This is a genomic window from Bacillus sp. FJAT-27251 (genome assembly GCF_001273925.1).
In the GTDB taxonomy this organism is placed as follows: Bacteria; Bacillota; Bacilli; order Bacillales; family Cytobacillaceae; genus Mesobacillus_B.
Genome location: NZ_LIGG01000001.1, coordinates 4,471,111 through 4,493,225, shown reverse-complemented (window position 1 = coordinate 4,493,225; position 22,115 = coordinate 4,471,111). Strand labels below are relative to the sequence as shown.

The 22,115-nt window shown below is 46.6% G+C and carries 24 protein-coding genes; 23 read left to right on the top strand and 1 reads right to left on the bottom strand.

The features are described 5' to 3' along the window. Positions 1-8: 8 nt before the first annotated feature. The 11 genes from aroA to ADU22_RS21155 all read left to right on the top strand — a co-directional run bounded on the left by aroA (position 9) and on the right by ADU22_RS21155 (position 9,353). Complete coding sequence (gene aroA, locus ADU22_RS21205; protein ID WP_053363953.1) at positions 9-1,295, top strand: 3-phosphoshikimate 1-carboxyvinyltransferase; 1,287 nt, start codon at positions 9-11, stop codon at positions 1,293-1,295. A 159-nt stretch (positions 1,296-1,454) separates the two neighbouring features. Further along, positions 1,455-2,351 (top strand): hypothetical protein, encoded by an 897-nt coding sequence (locus ADU22_RS21200; protein ID WP_053363952.1) that lies wholly within the window; start codon positions 1,455-1,457, stop codon positions 2,349-2,351. Between the two features lie 18 nt (positions 2,352-2,369). Then, positions 2,370-3,629, top strand: a complete 1,260-nt coding sequence (locus ADU22_RS21195) for a tetratricopeptide repeat protein (protein WP_053363951.1) — start codon at positions 2,370-2,372, stop codon at positions 3,627-3,629. Positions 3,630-3,671: 42 nt separating this feature from the next. Further along, entirely contained in the window at positions 3,672-4,220 is a 549-nt protein-coding gene (locus ADU22_RS21190) for a ReoY family proteolytic degradation factor (RefSeq protein ID WP_046524165.1), read from the top strand. 182 nt (positions 4,221-4,402) lie between these two features. After that, positions 4,403-4,879, top strand: a complete 477-nt coding sequence (locus ADU22_RS21185) for a YpiF family protein (protein WP_231687925.1) — start codon at positions 4,403-4,405, stop codon at positions 4,877-4,879. Positions 4,880-5,030: 151 nt separating this feature from the next. After that, a complete protein-coding gene (locus ADU22_RS21180; RefSeq protein ID WP_053363949.1) occupies positions 5,031-5,537 on the top strand; it encodes a QcrA and Rieske domain-containing protein in 507 nt (168 codons plus the stop codon). Between the two features lie 3 nt (positions 5,538-5,540). Continuing rightward, positions 5,541-6,215: a menaquinol-cytochrome c reductase cytochrome b subunit gene (gene qcrB, locus ADU22_RS21175; protein ID WP_053363948.1), complete on the top strand. Its 675-nt coding sequence runs from the start codon at positions 5,541-5,543 to the stop codon at positions 6,213-6,215. A 71-nt stretch (positions 6,216-6,286) separates the two neighbouring features. Further along, positions 6,287-7,042 (top strand): menaquinol-cytochrome c reductase cytochrome b/c subunit, encoded by a 756-nt coding sequence (locus tag ADU22_RS21170; protein WP_053363947.1) that lies wholly within the window; start codon positions 6,287-6,289, stop codon positions 7,040-7,042. 65 nt (positions 7,043-7,107) lie between these two features. Then, positions 7,108-7,719 (top strand): lipoprotein heptaprenylglyceryl N-acetyltransferase LhaT, encoded by a 612-nt coding sequence (gene lhaT / locus ADU22_RS21165; RefSeq protein ID WP_053364696.1) that lies wholly within the window; start codon positions 7,108-7,110, stop codon positions 7,717-7,719. Between the two features lie 99 nt (positions 7,720-7,818). Next, positions 7,819-8,619 carry a sporulation protein YpjB gene (ypjB, locus tag ADU22_RS21160; protein ID WP_053363946.1) on the top strand — a complete coding sequence of 267 codons (801 nt, stop codon included), beginning with the start codon at positions 7,819-7,821 and terminating at the stop codon, positions 8,617-8,619. Between the two features lie 59 nt (positions 8,620-8,678). After that, positions 8,679-9,353, top strand: coding sequence for a zinc metallopeptidase (locus ADU22_RS21155; protein ID WP_046524170.1), 675 nt, complete (start codon positions 8,679-8,681; stop codon positions 9,351-9,353). 421 nt (positions 9,354-9,774) lie between these two features. Here ADU22_RS21155 and ADU22_RS21150 read toward each other — a convergent pair whose 3' ends face one another. After that, positions 9,775-10,647, bottom strand: a complete 873-nt coding sequence (locus ADU22_RS21150) for a YitT family protein (protein WP_053363945.1) — start codon at positions 10,645-10,647, stop codon at positions 9,775-9,777. Positions 10,648-10,837: 190 nt separating this feature from the next. Here ADU22_RS21150 and ADU22_RS21145 point away from each other — a divergent pair, with 190 nt between their 5' ends. The 12 genes from ADU22_RS21145 (at position 10,838) to ADU22_RS24010 (ending at position 22,110) form a co-directional block, all read left to right on the top strand. Beyond that, complete coding sequence (locus ADU22_RS21145) at positions 10,838-11,173, top strand: nucleotide pyrophosphohydrolase (protein ID WP_053363944.1); 336 nt, start codon at positions 10,838-10,840, stop codon at positions 11,171-11,173. Positions 11,174-11,189: 16 nt separating this feature from the next. Beyond that, positions 11,190-11,990: a 4-hydroxy-tetrahydrodipicolinate reductase gene (dapB, locus tag ADU22_RS21140; protein ID WP_053363943.1), complete on the top strand. Its 801-nt coding sequence runs from the start codon at positions 11,190-11,192 to the stop codon at positions 11,988-11,990. Between the two features lie 12 nt (positions 11,991-12,002). Then, entirely contained in the window at positions 12,003-12,413 is a 411-nt protein-coding gene (gene mgsA / locus ADU22_RS21135; protein ID WP_053363942.1) for a methylglyoxal synthase, read from the top strand. Then, the gene (bshB1, locus tag ADU22_RS21130; protein ID WP_053363941.1) at positions 12,414-13,124 is read left to right on the top strand and encodes a bacillithiol biosynthesis deacetylase BshB1; all 711 of its coding nucleotides are present in this window, start codon (positions 12,414-12,416) and stop codon (positions 13,122-13,124) included. Continuing rightward, positions 13,124-14,260 (top strand): N-acetyl-alpha-D-glucosaminyl L-malate synthase BshA, encoded by a 1,137-nt coding sequence (gene bshA, locus ADU22_RS21125; RefSeq protein ID WP_197280096.1) that lies wholly within the window; start codon positions 13,124-13,126, stop codon positions 14,258-14,260. Before bshB1 ends, bshA begins: the two co-directional genes overlap by 1 nt. Then, the gene (locus ADU22_RS21120) at positions 14,260-15,468 is read left to right on the top strand and encodes a CCA tRNA nucleotidyltransferase (RefSeq protein ID WP_053363939.1); all 1,209 of its coding nucleotides are present in this window, start codon (positions 14,260-14,262) and stop codon (positions 15,466-15,468) included. Before bshA ends, ADU22_RS21120 begins: the two co-directional genes overlap by 1 nt. Beyond that, positions 15,441-16,424, top strand: coding sequence for a biotin--[acetyl-CoA-carboxylase] ligase (locus ADU22_RS21115; RefSeq protein WP_082252958.1), 984 nt, complete (start codon positions 15,441-15,443; stop codon positions 16,422-16,424). The genes ADU22_RS21120 and ADU22_RS21115 overlap by 28 nt, the downstream gene beginning before the upstream one ends. Positions 16,425-16,670: 246 nt before the next feature. Then, the gene (gene panB / locus ADU22_RS21110) at positions 16,671-17,507 is read left to right on the top strand and encodes a 3-methyl-2-oxobutanoate hydroxymethyltransferase (protein WP_053363937.1); all 837 of its coding nucleotides are present in this window, start codon (positions 16,671-16,673) and stop codon (positions 17,505-17,507) included. After that, complete coding sequence (gene panC / locus ADU22_RS21105) at positions 17,504-18,364, top strand: pantoate--beta-alanine ligase (RefSeq protein WP_053363936.1); 861 nt, start codon at positions 17,504-17,506, stop codon at positions 18,362-18,364. Before panB ends, panC begins: the two co-directional genes overlap by 4 nt. A gap of 3 nt (positions 18,365-18,367) precedes the next feature. Continuing rightward, positions 18,368-18,751: an aspartate 1-decarboxylase gene (panD, locus tag ADU22_RS21100; protein WP_046524182.1), complete on the top strand. Its 384-nt coding sequence runs from the start codon at positions 18,368-18,370 to the stop codon at positions 18,749-18,751. A 175-nt stretch (positions 18,752-18,926) separates the two neighbouring features. Further along, positions 18,927-21,722 carry an ATP-dependent DNA helicase DinG gene (gene dinG, locus ADU22_RS21095; RefSeq protein WP_053363935.1) on the top strand — a complete coding sequence of 932 codons (2,796 nt, stop codon included), beginning with the start codon at positions 18,927-18,929 and terminating at the stop codon, positions 21,720-21,722. A gap of 217 nt (positions 21,723-21,939) precedes the next feature. Next, positions 21,940-22,110, top strand: coding sequence for a YpmA family protein (locus ADU22_RS24010; protein WP_064537365.1), 171 nt, complete (start codon positions 21,940-21,942; stop codon positions 22,108-22,110). The last annotated feature ends 5 nt before the right edge of the window (positions 22,111-22,115 follow it).

Below are 22,115 nucleotides of genomic sequence, written 5' to 3'. Positions count from 1 at the left end.
AGATGCATATGACAACCAAGCTGAATTCCAACAGGGTTTCCCTTCAGGGGACCATCCAGGTCCCGGGAGATAAATCCATATCGCATCGGGCCGTTATGTTTGGTTCGGTTGCACAGGGAACGACTACTGTCGAGAATTTCCTTCCCGGTGAAGATTGTCTGAGCACAATTGCCTGCTTTCAAAAGCTGGGTGTTTCCATTGAACAGGAAGGAAGTTCGGTGACGATAGAAGGGGTCGGATTCGAAGGGCTCCAGGAGCCAATGGAGGTCCTGGATGTCGGAAATTCGGGTACAACCATCAGACTTTTGATGGGAATGCTGGCCGGCCGGCCTTTCCATGCTGTCTTTACAGGCGATGAGTCGATCGCCAAGCGGCCGATGACAAGGGTCACAGTTCCATTGGCACAAATGGGGGCGGGGATTTCCGGCAGGAAAGACGGGGAATTCACACCGATTTCCATCAGCGGAGGCGGACTGAAAGGGATCCATTATCCCCTTCCTGTCGCCAGCGCCCAGGTCAAGTCCTCCATCCTGCTTGCAGGGCTGCAGGCGGAAGGCACCACTACAGTCGTCGAGCCCGAAAAGACAAGGGATCATACAGAGCGGATGATTAAAATGTTTGGCGGCAGCGTAAGCTCCGAAGGAAACGAGATCAGCGTGCAAGGCGGCCAGAAGCTGGCAGCAGCCCATGTAATGGTTCCTGGAGACATATCCTCAGCCGCTTTCTTCCTTGCGGCAGGGGCAATAGTTCCAGGCAGCAGGATAAAGCTTTTGAATGTAGGCTTGAATCCAACGAGAACTGGAATCCTGGATGTCCTTCAGGAAATGGGGGCAGACATTGAAGTGGTCCCATATGAAACGGAAAATGCTGAACCTGCCGGTGATATTATCATCCAAACGTCGAACCTCAAGGGAATCACGATTGAAGGGGAGCTTATTCCAAGGCTGATTGACGAAATTCCAATCATTGCCTTGCTGGCAACCCAGGCAGAGGGAAGAACGCTGATAAAGGATGCGGCGGAATTAAAAGTAAAAGAAACAAACCGAATCGATACGGTCGTAAAGGAACTGGCGAAGATGGGTGCCGAGATTGAGGCCACCGAGGATGGAATGGTAATCCACGGTAAAACCAGCCTGCGGGGCAGCACGGTTTCAAGCCATGGGGACCACAGGATTGGAATGATGCTTGCGGTGGCCGCTCTGCTCGCCAGCGGAGAGGATTCATACCTTGAAAACAGCGAAGCAATTGCTGTTTCCTACCCGGCTTTTTTTGAACATCTTGAATCTTTATTTTAATATGTAAACCAAGCCTCCCAGTATGGGAGGTTCTTTTATTGATAAAGACTGGAAGGATGGACCATGGCGGGTAAGGATCTTCGGCTCGGGCAATTCTTTTCCATGCATAAACAAAAGGGATGGGACATAGGTTGTCATAAGACGATAAGGAGTGGTTTTATGGCATATATAATCGAAAATGCCCATGTATTAAAAAATGGCGAAATAAAGGATTTATGCCTGTTGGTGGAGAATAATAGGATTCTATCGGCAACTGCTGCTCCTGCGGTGTACAAGCATATCCGCATGGATGCCGATCGCTTTATCATGACACCGACACATGTCCTGGCCGATTTCCACTTGCCTTTCAACCTATCTTTTGCTGAAAAGAAAGCGTATTACCTTGATAAGTTCATTGCCAAAGGCTGTACGACGATTTTAACAGCTGTCCATTTTCAACGCGAAAAGGAAATGGAGCCCAAGTTCAAAAAAATCCGCTCCGAATTGACAGATTGTCCGGTTGATTATTGCATAGGTGCCAGATTTCCGGCACACAAGCTTACTCCAGCCTTGGTAAGAAGATGCAAGAAAGAAAAAGTGCCCGTTCTTTTCCTGGAAGTGGAGAATGGAGAAGAACTGGTGAAAATACCATGGGGATGGATAAAGGAAGCGATGTTCCCTTATAACAGCCTGCTGGTGCCAGTTTTTAAGAACCCGTCAGATACGAAGCTGGTGAGGGTGTGGAGGGAGATTATGAAGAGCCATGGCATTCCGAGTCTGGAAAGCCAGATGGAGGAACATCTCCCGCTGGGCAGGGGGGTCCTGGAGAAGACCGGCATCATTCCTAAGAAATCTTATTTGCATCAGGGCAGTGAAGTGAGTTACAATTTTTATTTAAAAGACAGGGAAAGCAAACCAATGGCAGAGAGTGAACTCTATTTAAAACATGATACCCACTTGGCAGTAACTGTCCATAACGGAACAGTCATCAGGGCCGGCAAGCATGTAAGCTATCGCCCCGGGGCCGGTGAATATGTTGAGATCAGGATGCCGTCTTTCTATGCAACCCCGAGTTAATGATTGGAAGGTTAAAATATGACTGTAGAAAATATTACAAGATTATTAGAAAATGGCGAGCTTCAAGAAGCTCTGGCCGGTTATGAAACAATATTGAAAGCTGGGACTGACGAAGAGAAGTTTTTGCTGGCCGAGGAATTATTCCGGTTTGGATTTCTAGAGGAGACCGGGAATCTGCTCGAGAATCTTCTTCTAAGCTATCCGGATGAAGGGGAGCTTCTGCTGCTCCTCGCCGAAACACTCCTTGAAATGGATGAAGAAGAACAGGCGATGCTCATGCTTGAGAAAGTCGGCATAGAAGATCCGGAATATCCGAGAGCCCTGCTATTGCAGGCAGATCTGTACCAAATGAATGGCTTGTTCGAGGTAAGTGAACAAAAATTGCTGAAGGCCAAGCAAATGCTTCCAGATGAGGTTATCATCGACTTTGCCCTGGCGGAACTGTATGCCCATCAAGGGAGGTTTACCGAGGCAATCCCGGCATATGAGCTGGTATTGAAAGAGAGGCAGGAGGTTGCAGGCACAAGTCTGCATCAGCGTCTGGCTGAAGCATACAGTGCAGGTGGTTCGTTCGAGGAAGCCCTGCATTTTTATGAACTGGCACTTGAAGAACGTCTTGAAATCAATACTTTATTCGGATATGCCTTTACAGCGCTTCAGGCGGGAAAAAATAAGACAGCGATAGAAAAATTTGAGGAATTAAAAGCCCTTGATCCTGAATATCATTCATTATATATTCCTCTTGCCCATGCATATGAACAGGAAGAATTTCTTGAAGAAGCATTTGATACTGTCAAACAGGGCATTGGGCAGGATGAATTCAATAAAGATCTGTACTACCGCGGCGGCAAGCTTGCGCTGAAACTTGGGGAGGAAGCGGCAGCGGAAGCGAACCTTCGGGAGGCGATGGCATTGGACCCGGGTTTCACCGAGGGAGCACTTGTCCTGAACAAGCTTCTGCTGAAACAGGAAAGGTACCATGAAGTTCTCGACCTGATTGAGGCAACGGATTTAAACGAGGACGAAGAGCCTCAGCTGCTTTGGGACGCTGCTATTGCCCACCATCATATGGAGCAATATTCGCTGGCATTAACCAAATACCAGCAAGCATATACTTTTTTTAAAGACAACAAGGATTTTCTCCAGGATTATGGTTATTTTCTAATTGAGGAAGGAAAAATAGCACAGGCTGCCGAAATTTTTAGTAGGCTTAAAAACATGGATCCCGCAAATGATGAATACCGGGAAATCCTAGGGCGCCTGACGGAAGAGTACTAATACCATTAAACTTTCCCATTTACGCAGAGGAGGGATTCACCAATGACAACCCCTGTATCTGTCAACGAGAAAAAAGATTTTATCCGCTGGTTTTTGAACCATTACCAACTAAAGAGACGTGAATGCGTCTGGATACTCAATTATCTGATGAGCCATGATCAGCTTATGGAGCGGGTCCACTTTGTTGAGAATGCCCAGTTCTGCCCACGGGGGCTTGTAATGTCCACACATTGCATTGATGAGGTCCCTTTCCGGTTTTATAAGGAAAACATCATGACGACCGATGCCGAAAAATCATTCCATGATATCAGGCTCAATCGTGAAGAAGAAATATACATCCAGCTGAACTTCCATGCATCCAACAAGGCACCGCAGTTCGCAGCCGTTCTGGAAGAAAACCCTTATATGCCCAGGCGCCTGCAAATCAGTGAAAAGGATCGGATCATTGCTGAACGATTCCTCAGCGAAAGCATCTACCATTTCCAAAAGGAAAAGCTTGTCAGGCTGATTGATGATGCGTTGGACCGGCAGGATAAGGAAGCCTTTGTGAGGCTGACTGAACAATTGAAGGAATTGGGCCCAGGCCAGTAAAAGCTTGCTTACAATCAGCAAGCTTTTTTGTTTTTTTTTATGAGATAAGGTATATATTACAGCACTTAGATAACTGTCCAGCTCCAGCGACTAGCCCCTCGAGTGTCGGGGCTGGACAAGGCGCTTGCGCTTTTCTTATGCAATTTTCATCCATAATGGTAAAATGGATAGGAATGAATAAGATGGAGATGAAATCAATGAGATGGATACCTGATGATATTGCAATGTTTAACAAGTCTTCCGAATATGTAGACACTGCAGTGGTTCCCCTGCTGCCGGTCGCATTTGGCGAGGGCATGAAGGAATCGGCGGCCATGACGGAATTTGCGGGCATTCTTACGTCGCAGCTGGAAAGGCAGCTCCAGGGAAGGATTTTGCTCATTCCCGGGTATACCTATTTAAAAAGCAAGCCCGGGGAGGCGGTGAGCCAACTGGAAAAATGGGAGGCCGAGCTGCTGGACAGGCAGTTTAAACATGTCTTTTATGTAACATGCGACTACGATTGGAAACAGCGGGAGGGAGAGTTGAGGGGGACGGTCCTGTGGCTTCCGTCATTGCCGCTCGAACAAATGAATGAGGCCTCGAAAGTGTCTGTCATGGAGGACCAGGTAAGGCAGTTAATGAACCTGTTTATCCAGAAATGGAGGGAAGAAGAATAGGTGTTAGATTTCTCACTGCAAAAAATGTTTTCAGCATAGTATTATATTGATTTTATAGAAAGATTGATATATCATGATTATGTCCTAGTTTAAATTGTGTGTTCAATTAATGTCCGATGTACTTAAATAAGGGAATAGAGGGGGGAAAAGCGTGAGCAAAAATCGTGTTTCAAGACGACAATTCTTAAACTACACACTTATGGGTGTAGGCGGTTTCATGGCAGCCGGAATGATGATGCCAATGGTTCGTTTTGCCGTTGATCCGGTTCTTAAAGCAGGTGCAGAAGGCGATTTCATTGCTACCAAGGTCAAAGTAGCCGATATCACCAATGAACCGCAGCGAGTCGATTTCAACTTCGACCAGAAGGATGCCTGGTATGAGTCCGAAGTTACCGGGACGGCATGGGTCTACAAAAATGAAAATGGGGAAATTATCGCCCTTTCACCTGTTTGTAAGCACCTGGGCTGTACGGTTGACTGGAATACCGATAAGAAGAACCCAAATATGTTCTTTTGCCCGTGCCATTACGGCCTGTATGAAAAAGACGGAACGAACGTTCCAGGCACTCCGCCACTGGCGCCGCTGGATGTTTATCCTCATCAGGAAAAGGATGGCATCTTATATCTAGGAAAAGCACAACCACGGGGGGGGGCGTAATAATTGATCAACAAAATTTACGATTGGGTAGATGAACGGTTGGATATTACGCCGATGTGGCGTGATATAGCCGACCACGAAGTGCCGGAGCACGTCAATCCAGCACATCATTTTTCCGCGTTTGTATACTGCTTTGGCGGATTGACATTTTTCATCACAGTCATTCAGATTCTTTCAGGTATGTTCCTGACCATGTACTATGTGCCGGATATCAAGAACGCCTGGGAATCGGTTTATTACCTTCAGAATGAAGTCGCTTTCGGACAAATTGTCCGCGGCATGCATCACTGGGGAGCAAGTTTGGTTATCGTCATGATGTTCTTACATACATTGAGGGTGTTTTTCCAGGGAGCTTATAAAAAGCCCCGGGAATTGAACTGGCTGGTCGGTGTCCTGATTTTCTTCGTCATGCTTGGTCTTGGCCTTACAGGCTATTTGCTTCCATGGGATATGAAAGCCCTGTTTGCAACGAAGGTTACATTGCAGATTATGGACGCAGTTCCGCTGATTGGTCCATATCTGAAAATTTTGCTTGCTGGAAGTGCAGATATCGTAGGTGCACAGACACTGACCCGATTCTTCGCAATCCATGTATTCTTCCTACCAGCAGCTTTGTTCGGTTTGATGGCGGCACACTTCATTATGATCCGTAAACAAGGTATTTCGGGTCCTTTGTAAGATTGCTTTAGATAATGTTGTCCGGATGATATGTTTCGTACAACTTCACGGAAAAAGGAGGGGATTGCTCGATGCATCGTGGTAAAGGGATGAAATTCGTAGGTGACTCACGTGTCCCTGCTGAAAGAAAACCTAATATTCCGAAGGATTATTCGGAATATCCTGGTAAAACGGAAGCTTTCTGGCCGAACTTCCTCTTGAAGGAATGGCTTGTGGGCGCAGTATTCCTCGTCGGTTTCCTGTGTCTTACTGTGGCTCACCAACCGCCGCTTGAGAGGGTAGCAGATCCGACGGATACTGCCTACATACCACTGCCTGACTGGTACTTCCTGTTTTTATACCAATTATTGAAATATTCTTTCGCGGCAGGCCCGTACACAATCGTAGGTGCACTGGTCATGCCTGGCCTTGCGTTCGGAGCATTAATGCTTGCTCCATTTATCGACCGCGGACCGGAGAGACGTCCTTCCAAGCGTCCGCTTGCGACTGGCTTCATGCTCCTGGCGGTTGCGTCCATCTTCTATTTGACCTGGGAATCCGTCGACCAGACGGACTGGGAAGCAAAGGAAAAAATGGGTGCTATTTCGGATGTTGAGATTGACAAGGCAGCTGAAGGTTATTTGATTGCCGAGCAGAATACATGCTTAAGCTGTCATGGGGGAGAGCTTGGCGGAGCCAGCGGTCCTAAGCTGACTCAAACAGGCTTGACAGCTGAGGAAATTGCTGATATTGCGGTCAATGGCCAAGGCGCCATGCCTGCAGGAGTCTTTAAGGGCACTGAAGAAGAACTTCAAATCATGTCGGAGTTCATTGCCAATTTGGAATAACTTACATGGAACTGGCGGGATCCTTCCCGCCAGTTTTTTTAAAAATTAGAAAGTGTGGATGCGATATGAAAGCTCACCTTTATCCATTGCTGGCGAGCAAGCCGTTTTTATGGATGCTGCTCGTGATCAACATCTTCGGCACCCTTTATGGCTATTTGTGGTATGGTTCCCAGCTTGCCGATACCCCGGCTGTATTCCTGCTATTTGTTCCGGACAGCCCTACTGCAAGCCTGTTTTTTGTATTTGTCTTAGCTGCATTCATAGCGGGGAAACATTGGCCGCTCATGGAAGCATTGGCTGTTGTCACCCTGTTCAAATATGGGATTTGGGCTGTTGTCATGAACCTGCTTGTCCTTATCACCTCAGGGTATTTGCACTGGTCGGGCTATATGCTAATGGCTTCCCATTTGGCGATGGCGGTACAGGGTATACTGTATGCCCCTTTTTATCGCTATAAACTTTGGCATTTGGCGGTGGCCGGCATTGTTGCCCTGCATAATGAGATTATTGATTATGTGTTTATGATGATGCCAAGGTATCAGCAGCTTTCTTTGTATATGAAAGAGATTGGCTATTTTACTTTTTGGCTTAGCATCCTTTCAATTGGTGTTGGCTATTATTTGGTCCTGCGCAAAAACCGCTTTTCCCTTGAACTGGTTTCCAAATCGAAAAAATAGGAAGCACGGCGTGTTGCCGGGCTTCCTATTTGCATTTAATATGGTCTATCCTTGTCCCGTCTCTCATACATATTAATAGTATTTAGAGGGGGGACAGGAATGAGCGCAAGGATTGTAACAGGGTTGATTGTTTCGGTGTTCCTTTTGCTGGCACCGTTGGCTGTATATGCTGAAAAGAAACCTTCAGTTGAAAAATTGGACAACATTTCTGATGAAGCCCTGCAAATGGTAAGGATTCACCGATATGAGGAAGCAAAAAAATTATTGGACCAGTTCGAGGGAGAGTTTCTATCCGGGGCAGGAGGAAGATTTTTTTTCTCGATGGACGAGCTTAGGATTCTGACCAATGCTTATGATGAAGCGATTGAAGCGGCAGCAAGCCCCGAGATGGAACATAAGGAGCGGATCGATAAGGTAACAAAATTCCGCCTTGTGATCGATGCACTGCTGTCCAACCACCAGCCCTTGTGGACAGAGCTGGAGGAGCCGATCATGACTGTATTCAACGGGATGAAACAGGCGGCTGAAAACGGGGATCAGGAAGATTTTCAGGCTAATCTGGATTCTTTTTTGTCTTTATACCATATGATTTATCCTAGTTTGAAAATCGATATTACTCCGGAAAGGATTCATCAGCTTAATGCCAGGGTAAACTATATCGACCACTACCGCCCTGATTTACTATCGGAAGACTCAAGCCGTGATCAGCTGGCGGCTTTGGAAGCAGATTTAAAAAATATTTTTGATGGAATGACGGAGGATGAAACAGACCCTTCCTTATGGTGGGTCATCATCTCCACAGGAAGCATTATTATCCTGACTTTGTCCTATGTTGGCTGGAGAAAGTACCAGGCAGAACGCGAAAAACGCAGAAACCGTCTTAAAGGACGAAAAAATTGACATGCTTTTTCTTCCTTTATAAAATATATATAACAGCATGATATGAAGGAGGATATCCATTGTTTTTAATCTATTTTGCGATCATCATCCTTATTCCGCTTTGGGCACAGATGCGGGTAAAAGGAGCATATAAAAAGTATTCACAGGTGCCTTCGTCATCCCAGATGCGGGGAGCAGAGGTAGCGAGGAAGATCCTTGACGATAACGGCCTTTACCATGTGGGCATCGAAGAGACAAGGGGATACCTAAGTGACCATTATGACCCGCGGTCCAAGACGGTCCGCTTGTCTTCCGATAATTTTCATGGCCATTCCGTTGCGGCTGCCGCAATTGCAGCCCATGAAGTAGGACATGCCATCCAGGATCAGGAAGAATATGCTTTCATGCGTTTCCGCCATACTCTTGTCCCGGTTGCCAATTTGGGTTCGAACTTTGCCTGGATATTGGTCATGATCGGTATTTTTGCCTCAATGTCGAACATGCTTCTTCTGGGGATTTTATTTATGGCTGGGGCCGTGCTCTTCCAGCTTGTCACCCTGCCTGTGGAATTCAACGCCTCCAACCGGGCGATGGAACAGGTGGTCAGTGCGGGCATTATCCGCAATGACGAGGAGCGCGAGACCAGAAAGGTGCTTAACGCCGCAGCACTCACTTATGTCGCAGCAGCGGCAGTTGCCGTCCTTGAACTGTTAAGGCTGGTCATGATTTATACTGGGATGACCAGGGAGGAATAGAAGAACGTAGTAATCACTTTATGAAAATGGAAAACTCGCCAATTCTATTGGCGAGTTTCTTTTTGGGAATTTACCCATTTGTATTTTTTGGGAAAAACTCTCTTGTGAAAAAATATTTTGTTCCCATACAGAAACAAGCAAATTTAAGATAAGCGGAGATTTTCCGGCTATATACAGAATGAGCTTCGTTTGGGTGGATATAAGGGGAGGTTTTCCGGTTATGCAAAGAAAAATCTCCTTTTTTCGTTATTTTCAAGCGGATAGGCGGAATCTCTCCGTCTATTTAAGCCTTTTTTAATAATTATTTACTAATAAGAGAAGTTTCTCCGTCTATTTATCAGTTCAGGTGACTAACCTGTTCCACGACTGATTAGTGCGGACCCGCTTGATTCCAGACTCGTGGATTCCGCCGCTTATCTAATTATCTTTCAATTGGCCGCTTGTTTTCGTCCAGGGTAAATCCTTCGCCCAGGACATCGTGAACGACGGTCACCGATACAAACGCGTGGGGGTCGACGGAATTGATGACACTTTTCAACCGGACAATTTCATTTTTGGCTACTACACAATAAAGGACATTGCGTTCCTGTTTTGTGAAAGATCCCATTCCTTTTAAAATGGTTGCTCCCCGGTCCATTTCCTTCAGGATTTTTTCGGCAATTGCTTCGTTTTTGTCTGAAATAATCATTGCTCCCCGTGCGGCGTACGCACCTTCTTGCATGAAATCGATTACCCGGGCTCCAATAAACACAACGACGAGGGTATACATTGCCTCGCGATAATCCAAATAGGTAATCAGGGCAAGGGCAATGACGCAAAAATCAAACATGAACATCGTACGCCCCATTGTCCAGCCAAAATATTTTTGGGCCAGCCGGGCAATGATGTCCACACCTCCGGTCGTACCGCCAAACCTGAAGATAATCCCAAGCCCGATTCCAATAAAGGCGCCGGCAAATAAGGCGGCTAGAAAGAGGTCTTCGTACAGGGGCATCTCAATCTGGTATTTTTGGAAAACGGCCAAAAAAAGCGACACGCCAACAGTCCCGATAATGGTGTATAAAAATACGCTTCTTCCCAGCAGCTTCCAGCCAATGAAGAAAAGCGGAATATTCAATATCAGATTTGTAATGGCAGGATTCCAGTTGAAAACAAAGTAAAGTAAAAGAGTGATGCCTGTAAATCCGCCTTCGGCCAGATTGTTCTGCATATTGAAATGGACCAGTCCGAAAGAGAAGATTGCTGCCCCTAAGAGGATAAAGAAAATGTTTTTAAATTTTAAGTTCAGGATCAAAAGCGTTTCCTCCCTGCCTTATTCCATGATTGCAAGAATCGTATTCCATTATATAAAATAACACATAATGGGGCATTCTTTTACAGTATCACCTTTTTTATCAAAAATATTTGTCAAAACCTGCACTGTAGGCTAACATCAAAAAGAGATGTTTATCCATATTTAAGAATGACCATACGAGGTGTAAGCAATGGACCACCGCAAGACTGTTAAAGAACTTCAGGGTGAAGTAGATGAGTACATAAGCCAGTTCAAGGAAGGCTATTTCAGCCCGTTGGCAATGCTGGCAAGAATGTCGGAAGAGCTGGGCGAACTGGCAAGGGAAGTCAATCACTATTATGGAGAGAAACCGAAGAAGTCTGAAGAAAAGGAAAAGGCAATCGAGGAAGAGCTGGGCGACATGCTTTTTGTCCTTATTTGTTTTGCGAATTCCTTGAATATCGACTTGGAGGAAGCCCATGACCTTGTGATGCGAAAGTTCAACACAAGAGACAAAGACCGTTGGACCAGGATCGAAGAACAATAAAAGGGAGAGAGGAAATTTGGATAAGGTAAGAATTATTGTGGCTGGCCCCCGTGGCCGCATGGGGCGGGAAGCCGTGAAGCTGGTACTGGAAACGGAAAACTATGAACTGGCCGGCGTGCTGGATTATAAGAATGACGGAAAGACAGTGGGAGAACTGGAGGGTTTTCCTGCTTCGGATGCAAAGGTTTATACAGATATCCATCAATGTTTCAAAGAACAGAATCCCGACGTCCTGATAGATTTGACCACACCTGAAGTGGGAATGGAGCATACTGTTACAGCTCTGGAATATGGTGTCCGTCCTGTGGTGGGGACGACAGGGTTCACAAGCGGCGATTTGGACAAGCTGGAGGGTTTATGCAAGCAGACAGGGCTCGGGTGCATCATTGCCCCCAACTTTGCTGTAGGCGCGGTCCTAATGATGAAGTTCTCCCAAATGGCAGCCAAATACTTCCACGATGTTGAGATCATTGAGCTTCATCATGACCAAAAGCTTGATGCCCCATCCGGGACTGCTGTGAAAACGGCTGAAATGATCGCGACTGTCCGGGAGGAGAAAAGACAGGGCCATCCCAATGAAAAGGAAACCTTGCCGGGTGCAAGAGGAGCGGACATAGATGGAATGCGCGTCCATTCCGTACGCCTGCCCGGGCTGATTGCGCACCAGCAGGTATTGTTCGGTTCCGATGGCCAAACCCTGACAATCCGCCACGATTCGTATAATCGCGCTTCCTTTATGTCCGGAGTCAAGCTTGCTGTGGACACCGTCGTCAAAAGCAGCACCCTTGTTTACGGCCTGGAAAATATCATTGAATAGGAGTCTTTGAAGATGAATATTGCATTAATCGCTCATGATAAAAAGAAAAATGATCTCGTCGGCTTTGTTGTAGCCTACAAGGAAATATATAAACATCATTCCCTGTTTGCGACGGGAACGACCGGAATGAGGCTAATGGAGGCCACCGGGCTTGATATTCATCGCTTCCAGTCAGGACCGCTAGGGGGAGACCAGGAAATAGGGGCCATGATTGCCCAGAATAAAATGGACGCAGTCTTCTTTTTCCGTGACCCGCTTACTGCCCAGCCCCATGAACCGGATGTTACCGCTCTTTTGAGGCTCTGTGATGTGTACTCCATTCCGCTGGCGACCAATATGGGGACCGCCGAAGTCCTGATAAAGGGGATTGAGAGAGGCGACCTGGATTGGCGTAATATTGTAAATAAGGAAAGTGAGCAATAAATGGAGAGAGTGAAGCTGGATATTCTTGCGTTTGGAGCCCATGCCGATGATGTTGAAATCGGCATGGGCGGAACGCTTGCCAAGTATGCAAGTGCCGGCAGGCTGGTCGGAATCTGTGATTTGACAAGGGCGGAACTGTCGTCCAACGGCACCATCGAACGGAGAGTGCAGGAGTCGAAGAAAGCGGCAGATATTTTAGGAGCTTCATGGAGAGGCACATTGGATTTGCCCGATCGAGGCCTGATGATGAAAGACGAATACATAAGAAAAATTGCCGGTATCATTCGCCTTTATCGTCCGGAACTGGTGTTTGCCCCATATTTCAAAGACCGCCATCCGGACCATGGGAACTGTGCCCAGCTGGTCAAAGAGGCGGTTTTTTCTGCCGGAATCCAAAAGTACGATACGGCCGGCGGTCTTCTTCCGCATCGCCCCAGGAATGTATATTTTTATATGATCAATGGTTTTCACTCGCCTGACTTTATTATCGATATCAGCAATTATATGGAAGTAAAGATAAATTCCCTTCAAGCATATGTAAGCCAGTTTACCAAAACGGAAGAGAGCTTCGATACCCCGCTTGTAAATGGTTATATTGAGAGTGTGGAAGCGAGGGAAAGGCTGTTTGGAAAGGCTGCAGGTGTAAGTTATGCGGAAGGGTTCATGGCAGATGGCCCCATCTTAATCAATGACTTGTTAGGAGAAGCATGATGAATAAACTAAAAATCGGCATTACCTGTTATCCGACGGTGGGCGGTTCCGGTATTGTCGCGACAGAACTTGGCAAGCTATTGGCCGAAAAGGGGCATGAAATCCATTTCATTACCTCGAGCCTGCCTTTCCGCCTGAACAAGATGTATCATAATATCTATTACCACCAGGTAGAGGTCAACCAATACTCCGTATTTCAGTATTCACCTTATGATATTGCTTTAGCCAGCAAGATCGCGGAAGTAGCTGTGCGGGAAAACCTGGATCTTCTCCATGTTCATTATGCGATCCCCCATGCTGTATGTGCCATACTCGCAAGGGAGATGAGCGGCCGGGATTTGAAAATCGTTACCACTCTGCATGGCACGGATATCACAGTGCTTGGATATGACTCATCCCTAAGTGATGCGATCCGCTTCGGAATTGAGAAGTCCGATGCGGTTACGGCCGTTTCAAATGCTTTGGTTGCCCAAACATACGATGTGATCAACCCTGATAAGAAAATACATTGCGTACATAATTTTATCGATCAGCGTGTCTATCAATCACAAAAGAGCAGCCTTCGTGAAGAATATAAAATCCCTCCCGAAGACAAGGTAATCATCCATGTTTCCAATTTCCGGCCAGTCAAGAGGGTGCCTGATGTTGTCAGGGTTTTTGCAAAAGTGGCATCCATGATGCCTGCAAAGCTGATATTGGTAGGGGACGGGCCTGAAATGAAAGTGGTGGCAAATTTGGTTAGTAGACTGGGGATAAAGGACAAGGTTCTTTTTTTAGGGAAACAGGAAAATCTCGCCGAACTTTACTCCATTAGTGATTTGATGCTGCTTCTTTCCGAAAAAGAAAGCTTTGGGCTTGCCGCACTTGAGGCAATGTCATGCGGCGTGCCTTGCATTGGAACGAATATTGGCGGCATCCCTGAGGTGATCACGGATGGGGAGAACGGCTTCATTTGTGCCCTTGGCGATATTGACGACATGGCAGGAAAGGCATCAAGCCTTTTAACAGAGCAAAGTCAGTATGATAAATTTTCCCGAAATGCAGTAGACACAGCTAGAGAAAAATTCAGTGCCGAGAAAATCGTTAGGGAGTATGAAGATGTCTATGCAGAGGTTCTCGGGCAGGTGGCTAGATAATGCAGCAGCCATTCCTTAAAGCTGTTCCAATACTGGAAATGATTGAGGAAAAAGGTTTTGAGGCCTATTTTGTAGGCGGATCGGTAAGGGATTTCCTGCTTGGCAGGGAAATTGCCGACGTTGACATCGCCACTTCAGCCCTCACTGGGGAACTGAAGACCATTTTTCCGCATACAGCTGATATTGGCATACAGCATGGGACCATACTTGTCATCTTCAATGGTACTCCTTATGAAATTACAACTTTCAGGACGGAATCAGGCTACACTGATCACCGGAGGCCAGACACCGTGGAGTTTGTCAGGTCCCTGACAGAAGATCTTCAGCGTCGCGATTTCACCATGAATGCCATCGCGATGGACAAAGCTGGTAGACTGATAGATCCTTTCCACGGACAGTCCTCCATCAGGAAAAAAGAAATTGTCACAGTTGGACCACCTGAGGAAAGGTTTGGAGAGGATGCCCTAAGAATCATGAGAGCTGTCCGTTTTGTGGGCCAGCTAGGATTTGTCATCGAACCAGGCACACTTGCAGCCATCAGCAAGCTTGCTCCTTTGCTTGACAACATTGCCGTTGAACGGAAATTGGCGGAATTTGAGAAACTGATTTCAGGTACATATCGATCCGAAGCTTTGGCGCTAATGGGGGAAACGGGCATCAGCAACTGGCTGCCAGGACTGAATGGGCAGGAAAGCAAATTATTGAAGCTGGCAGGCTTCAGGCTTGGCCGCCTTTCAACAGAAGAGATGTGGGTCCTCCTGTCACATGTATTGGAGCTGGATGTTGAAACCGCAGGGCCCTTTCTGAGGAAATGGAAGCTTCCAGGGAAAAAAATACGTGTGTGCCTTAAAGTATTGCACTGGCTTCATTACCGCATGAATAACAACTGGACCCAACAAATGGCCTACTTGGCAGGGAAGGCAAACATGCTTTCTGCAGAAAGAGTATACATAACCCTGTCCGGCAATGGCCCAGTGGCAATAGGAGACTTGGAGGAAATGTTTGACCAGCTCCCGATTAAGGAACGTGCGGAGCTGAGTGTGGCTGGGAAGGACCTGATCGAATGGTTTGGAGAGACGCCAGGCCCCTGGATAAAAGATGTCTTGAATGAGATAGAGGAAGCTGTGGTAGGCGGAAGGATTGCCAATGAGAAGGCTGATATAAGGGAGTGGCTGGTCAAGTGCAAACAGAACTTAGGAAAAGATTAATAGAGGCATTTACTGAAGCAGGCAATGAATATCTTTCCGGACAACATCTTGCCGACATAGCTGGCTGTTCCAGGACAGCGATATGGAAACATATTGAAGAACTGCGGAAAGAAGGCTTTATTTTTGAGGCAGTGAAAAAGAAAGGCTATAAGATTATCCAGACGCCTGAAAGAGTGACTCCCGACGAAATCGGTTTTGGTTTGAAATCTGAATTTATCGGCCGCCATATCCATTTTGAGGAAAAGGTGGAATCCACCCAAAAAATTGCCCATCGCCTTGCAACAGAGGGAGCGGTGAATGGGACTGTGGTCGTAGCCGACGAGCAGACATCCGGCAGAGGAAGAATGGATAGGAGCTGGCACTCCCCAAAATATTCGGGAATCTGGATGAGCATCATCCTGAGGCCAAATCTTCCTCCCCATCAGGCTCCTCAGCTCACTCTGGTAACAGCGGTCGCTGTTGTTCAGGCCATAGAAGAAGTCACGGGCCTGAATCCCCAAATTAAATGGCCAAATGATATTTTGATTGATGGCCGCAAGACAACGGGGATTCTGACGGAACTTCAGGCAGATGCTGATCGAATCCATGCGATTATTATCGGTATAGGAATCAATGTGAACCAATCACTGGAAGATTTTCCTGAAGAGATTGCCCCGATTGCCACTTCGCTGCTGGCAGCATCAGGGAGGAAAGTCTCAAGGGCCTCCCTCATGCAGGAAATCTTTGTCAGGCTTGAGAAACTTTATTTAACGTATTTGAACCATGGGTTTCAGCCTATCAAACTTTTATGGGAAAGCTATGCCTTGAGCCTTGGCAAAGAGATAATCGCACGGACAGTTGCCGGGGACATCAAAGGAAAAGCACTCGGTATTACCGATGAGGGTGTCCTGAAAATCCTTCAGGAAGACGGGGAAGTCCGCCATGTTTATTCAGCTGATATCCATCTTGGTGAATAGCGTAAACGCAGTAGCATAAACATTTGAGATTTGTTATAATTTTTTTGGGCGGTATCGGAAGAACTGCACCTATGGCTTTTCAGGATTCAATGAAAAATAGTTCTGCCTAGATCCGTAACTGGACCGGGACAGAGGGATGAAACAATTACGTGGATGAGCGGGATCCTTCTGTATATGGAAGGATCCTTTTTGTTTTCCATCACGGTTTTATCTCCTCTCCTGTAAATAAGGAGGAAGGAATAAAAAGTGAAACAGACAACCGATTTTTTGAAAATGAAAGCTGATAGCAGAAAAATTGTCATGGTGACAGCATATGATTACCCTGCTGCAAGACAGGCAGAGCAGGCAGATGCGGATATGATCCTTGTCGGTGATTCCCTGGGAATGGTAGTACTTGGGTACGACTCAACCATTCCTGTCACAATGGAAGATATGCTCCACCATGCCAAAGCGGTAAAAAGGGGTGCGAAAAATACTTTTGTCGTGGTTGATATGCCTTTTATGAGTTACCATCTGTCCATCAGGGACACCCTGCTAAACGCAACCAGACTTATCCAGGAGACAGGAGCCCATGCGGTTAAAGTGGAGGGCGGCGATGAGGTTGTCGACCATATAAGGGCGCTTGTTAAAGGCGGCATTCCCGTTGTCGCCCATCTTGGCCTGACGCCTCAATTAGCAGCAGTCCTAGGCGGGTACAAGGTACAGGGAAAGGATGCGGAAGCAGCTAAAAAGCTGATGAAAGATGCGCAGGAATGCCAGAAGGCAGGGGCGTTCGCGCTTGTCCTGGAATGTGTGCCCAAGCAGCTTGCAGCAGAAATCACCAGTTCGCTGAACATCCCGACAATCGGAATTGGGGCAGGAGTGCAGACGGACGGCCAAGTCCTTGTCTATCATGACATCCTTACTTATGGTGTCGAGCGGGTTCCGAAATTCGTAAAGCAATATGCCAATATAAATGAAGGGATTTCCAATGCTCTCGCTAATTATGCCTTCGAGGTCCGGAATGGGCTGTTTCCTGAAGAAAAGCATAGCTTCAAAATGAAAGAGGAAGAATTGTCAGCCCTTTACGGAGGACGAGCATGAGGGTTATTACTGCCATAAAGGAAATGCAGGGACTGGCAAGAACATTTCGGCTGGAGGGTAAGTCGATTGGCTTTGTCCCGACAATGGGCTATTTGCATGAAGGGCATACGGCCCTTATGGAAAAAGCCCGAAACGAAAATGACATCGTCGTACTGAGCATCTTTGTGAATCCTCTCCAATTTGGGGAAGGGGAAGATCTGGATGCCTATCCGCGGGATTTTGAGCATGATCGGAAAGCGGCTGAAAGTAAAGGCGTTGATTGTGTTTTTTATCCCCAGCCAGAGGAAATGTATCCCACGGATTCTACAGTAAAGGTCACTGTACAGGATAGAACGGATGTTTTATGCGGCCGTTCCCGTCCCGGCCATTTTGATGGAGTCGCAACAGTACTAGCTAAGTTGTTCAATATCATCATGCCTGACAGGGCCTATTTTGGATTGAAGGATGCACAGCAAGTGGCCGTGGTCGAGGGCTTGGTTGCCGACCTGAACATTCCGGTCGAACTTGTGCCTGTCCCTACCATCCGGGAGGAAGATGGATTGGCGAATAGCTCCAGGAATGTGTACCTTTCTCCATCGGAAAGGAATCAGGCAAAGGAATTATTCCGCAGCCTTCAGCTGGCTAAGGAGTTCATCGAGAACGGTGAAAGAAACCCCCGGGAGATAATCGCTTTGATGGAGGATTGGCTGCGGACCCACACCGAAGCTGTGATTGATTATGTCAGCATCTATTCGTATCCTCAGCTTAAGCCCGTCAAGGCCCTTTCCGGCAAGGTGATTGTTGCGCTTGCTGTGAAATTCTCCAAAGCACGCCTAATAGACAACCTTATACTTGAAATTGAGACTAGGGGGAAATAATCAATGTTCCGCACGATGATGAATGCAAAAATTCACCGCGCAAGGGTGACAGAGGCCAATTTGAATTATGTCGGCAGCATCACGATTGATACAAATATTTTGGATGCTGTAGGGCTTGTGGCTAATGAAAAAGTTCAAATTGTCAATAATAATAATGGAGCACGCTTTGAAACGTATATTATTCCTGGTGAAAGAGGAAGCGGCGTTGTATGCCTGAATGGTGCCGCTGCCCGCCTTGTCCAGGAAGGGGATGTGGTCATTATCATCTCTTATGCACTTGTACCGGAAGAAAAAGTTCCATATCACCAGCCTAAAGTAGCGATTATGGATGAGGACAACCAGATTGTCGAAATGCTTCACGCCGAGCCTGAAAGGACGGTTCTCTAAGCTTCCGCATTTGCCGGAAGCTTTTTCTTAAATCTTTTATCCCGGATGTTGGCCATTTCCTTTCATTGGAGTATAGTCAACTCAGAATTTTCAACTCGAAGTTAGGTTAAAATTGCTTTTTTCTTTCCTGATTTTATGATACCGTTGAATGACTGAATACCTGAGGTGTACAAAAATGAGCAATAAATTTGTGGTCATTGACCTAGAAACGACAGGGAACTCCCCCAAAAAAGGAGACCGTATTATCCAGGTTGGTGCGGTTATCATTGAAGATGGAAAAATCACCGGAAAATATTCTTCGCTTGTCAACCCTGGCAAGTCCATCCCGGCTTTTATCGAAGAGCTTACTGGTATCGGCGATGATATGGTCAAGGGCGCCCCTTCTTTTGCCGAAATTGCGGGAGATATTATGGAATTGCTTGAGGACGCCTTTTTCGTCGCCCATAATGTTTTTTTCGACCTTGGCTTTCTCCAGGAAGAGCTTCAGAACGCTGGTTTTGATGGCTTTTTCGGCCAGATTCTTGACACGGTGGAACTGTCAAGGATCCTATATCCGACAGCAGATGGCTACAAGCTCTCGGATTTGGCTTCACAGGAGGGCATCGTTCATGACCGGCCCCACCAGGCTGACAGCGATGCGTATGTTACAGCCGAGCTTCTCCTAATTTTGCTGGAAAAGCTTGAGTCATTTCCATATGCTACGGTAAAGAGCCTTTGCAAACTTTCTGCAAGCCTGAAAAGCGATATCTATATGCTTCTTGAAGACGTGATTCAGCGAAAGGAACGAGCCATTGAGGAACTTCCTCCGTGGCTTGAGGTTTATCGCGGAATAGCATTGAAACGAGGTCAAATGGAGGCAGCTTCCGATGAGTCCCGGGATTTGGACTATCCCCAGGACGAAAAACAAAAACAGCAGCTGTTGGAACAAGTGCTCCCTGGCTTTGAGATGAGAAAAGGCCAAATGGAAATGATGGATGAAGTCTTCCATGCTTTAAACAATGACCAGCACGTGTTGATTGAGGCGGGTACAGGGATCGGCAAAACACTTGGGTATTTGGTGCCAGCTGGCTTTTTCGCAAAAATGAGCGGAGAAAAGGTTGTAGTTTCTACCTTTACCACCCAGCTGCAGCATCAGCTTTTAGCCAATGACCTTCCCCGGCTGCAGGCGCTGTTTGCTTTCCCTGTAAAGGCGGCCCTGCTAAAAGGACGGGACCATTACATAAATTTAGCCAAGTTCGAACTATCGCTGTATGAGGATGACGACAATTATGATACCACACTGACCAAGATGCAGATCCTTGTGTGGCTCCTGGAAACGGAGACCGGTGACTATGACGAATTGAACCTGTCAAGCGGCGGAGTCATTTACTGGAACAAAGTAAAAAGCGGACCTGTCACCTTCATGCAGAGTCATCATTGGCAAACGAGGGATTTTTACTCCAGGGCCCGCAAACAAGCAGAGAATGCCAGCATGATCATTACGAACCACTCTATGCTGTTGACAGATATTGCTGCCAGGGAATCGGTTCTCCCGCCTTATAAGTATGTAATCATAGACGAAGCCCACCACTTTGAAAAAGCGGCGGGCAAGCACTTCGGAAATACCCTGGACTATATGTCTGTCAGGCTGATGCTGAACCAGCTTGGKGTTTATGAGCAGGGGCAGCTTTTTTTCAAGCTGGAGAACGTTTTGAAAAAAACAGGTTCGAAGCCTGCCAAAGCTGCTGCCGATACAATCAACGCCCTCATTATAAACCTTCAGCAGGAGGCCGACGACTTGTTTAAGGCAGCGGGTATGCTTGCGCGGAATACAAATAGGCAGGCTGGCGCAAGCCGGATTCAGGTTCCTTTTAATAGCAAAGGGGCATCAAAGGCGGAGCAGGCCCTAAGAGCCAGCGCTGAACGATTCTTATTCATGCTGAGGGATTTGCTGCGCAGCCTGGAGGGCCGTCTTGAAGAAGTTCAGCATATAACTGGAAGAATCGGCCATGAAGACAAAGGATATCTTGAAGAAATGGCTGTCCTGATGATGGACATGGAACGGACGCTGCGGATTGTCCGATCACTTTTTATGGAACACAAAGCAAAAGACATTTGCTGGATTGAGACCGACCTTCGTGCCGTGCAAAACTTCACGACTATTTATGCCCGTTCTGCCAATGTGGCTGAGCATTTAAGAAACCACTTTTTCAGCAGCAAAAAAAGTGTTGTATTGACCTCTGCAACATTGTCGGTAAATCATTCGTTTACTTATGCAAAGCAGGAATTGGGCATCCAGGGAATGGAAGTGAAGGAGAAGATGATTCCTTCTCCGTTTCGCTATGATCAGCAGGTCCAGCTTATCATTCCAAACGATCTTCCCGATATTAAAACAGTTAAGGAAATGGAATATACGGCTGCAATTGCCGGGCATATCATTTCCATAGCGGAAGCCACCCGTGGCAGGATGCTTATCCTGTTCACCTCGCATGACATGTTGAAAAAGACTTATGGATTAATAAAGGAAAGTGGCTTCCTTGAAGACTTTGTACTGATTGCACAGGGAATCACGGCAGGAAGCAGGAGCAGGCTGACCCGCAGTTTTCAGCGATTTGAAAAGGCGATTTTATTTGGTACCAGCAGCTTCTGGGAAGGAGTCGATATTCCGGGTGAAGATTTATCCTGCCTGATTATCGTAAGGCTGCCATTTTCTCCTCCGGGCGACCCGATACATGAAGCTAAATGCGAGGAAATCATCGGGCGTGGCGGCAATCCTTTTACCGAGCTATCGCTCCCTGAAGCCGTTTTACGGTTTAAACAGGGCTTTGGCAGGCTGGTCAGAACATCGTCAGACAGGGGAATCGTGTTTGTCTTTGACAAAAGGATCATAACCAGCACCTATGGAAAGTCATTCCTGAAATCCATTCCCAAAGTGCCAGTAAAACAGGCACCACTCGACGAAATCCTCCCGTTCATTGAGGAGTGGCTTTAGGGGCTGGCCGTAAAAAAACTGCGCATAGCTGCGCAGCAATAGAAGTGTGTGGACCAGAATAATTTTAGTTGATTTTTCAGTAAACATTCATATCTACAGAGAAAAACACCTGATATAATGGGTGTTATGAAAGATAGGGAATGGTTATTTATATTTTAGCCTCCCATTCGATTGTTATTAGTAACAAATTTTGTTGTCATGAAGGAGGAATACTTGGATGGAAAGCAAAATTGAAATCCTTTCTACGGTTAAACTGCAGGAAAGCCCAGACCTGTATAAAATCGTCGATGCACTTAACCGGACATTGAAGCATAAAGATTTAATGTTTGGCCTCGCTCTGGACCAGGAAGACAAAAATACCGCAATTTTTACGATTTATCGTACGTAAAGAAG

What these genes read in the sequence shown, in the direction of transcription:
- ADU22_RS21195 (WP_053363951.1), top strand. Translation starts at nt 2,370, where the DNA reads ATGACTGTAGAAAATATTACAAGATTATTAGAAAATGGCGAGCTTCAA.
- mgsA (WP_053363942.1), top strand. Translation starts at nt 12,003, where the DNA reads ATGAATATTGCATTAATCGCTCATGATAAAAAGAAAAATGATCTCGTC.
- ADU22_RS21200 (WP_053363952.1), top strand. Translation starts at nt 1,455, where the DNA reads ATGGCATATATAATCGAAAATGCCCATGTATTAAAAAATGGCGAAATA.
- ADU22_RS21145 (WP_053363944.1), top strand. Translation starts at nt 10,838, where the DNA reads ATGGACCACCGCAAGACTGTTAAAGAACTTCAGGGTGAAGTAGATGAG.
- lhaT (WP_053364696.1), top strand. Translation starts at nt 7,108, where the DNA reads ATGAAAGCTCACCTTTATCCATTGCTGGCGAGCAAGCCGTTTTTATGG.
- panC (WP_053363936.1), top strand. Translation starts at nt 17,504, where the DNA reads ATGAGGGTTATTACTGCCATAAAGGAAATGCAGGGACTGGCAAGAACA.
- bshB1 (WP_053363941.1), top strand. Translation starts at nt 12,414, where the DNA reads ATGGAGAGAGTGAAGCTGGATATTCTTGCGTTTGGAGCCCATGCCGAT.
- ADU22_RS21170 (WP_053363947.1), top strand. Translation starts at nt 6,287, where the DNA reads ATGCATCGTGGTAAAGGGATGAAATTCGTAGGTGACTCACGTGTCCCT.
- ypjB (WP_053363946.1), top strand. Translation starts at nt 7,819, where the DNA reads ATGAGCGCAAGGATTGTAACAGGGTTGATTGTTTCGGTGTTCCTTTTG.
- ADU22_RS24010 (WP_064537365.1), top strand. Translation starts at nt 21,940, where the DNA reads ATGGAAAGCAAAATTGAAATCCTTTCTACGGTTAAACTGCAGGAAAGC.
- ADU22_RS21120 (WP_053363939.1), top strand. Translation starts at nt 14,260, where the DNA reads ATGCAGCAGCCATTCCTTAAAGCTGTTCCAATACTGGAAATGATTGAG.
- bshA (WP_197280096.1), top strand. Translation starts at nt 13,124, where the DNA reads ATGAATAAACTAAAAATCGGCATTACCTGTTATCCGACGGTGGGCGGT.
- panD (WP_046524182.1), top strand. Translation starts at nt 18,368, where the DNA reads ATGTTCCGCACGATGATGAATGCAAAAATTCACCGCGCAAGGGTGACA.
- aroA (WP_053363953.1), top strand. Translation starts at nt 9, where the DNA reads ATGACAACCAAGCTGAATTCCAACAGGGTTTCCCTTCAGGGGACCATC.
- ADU22_RS21190 (WP_046524165.1), top strand. Translation starts at nt 3,672, where the DNA reads ATGACAACCCCTGTATCTGTCAACGAGAAAAAAGATTTTATCCGCTGG.
- ADU22_RS21185 (WP_231687925.1), top strand. Translation starts at nt 4,403, where the DNA reads ATGGAGATGAAATCAATGAGATGGATACCTGATGATATTGCAATGTTT.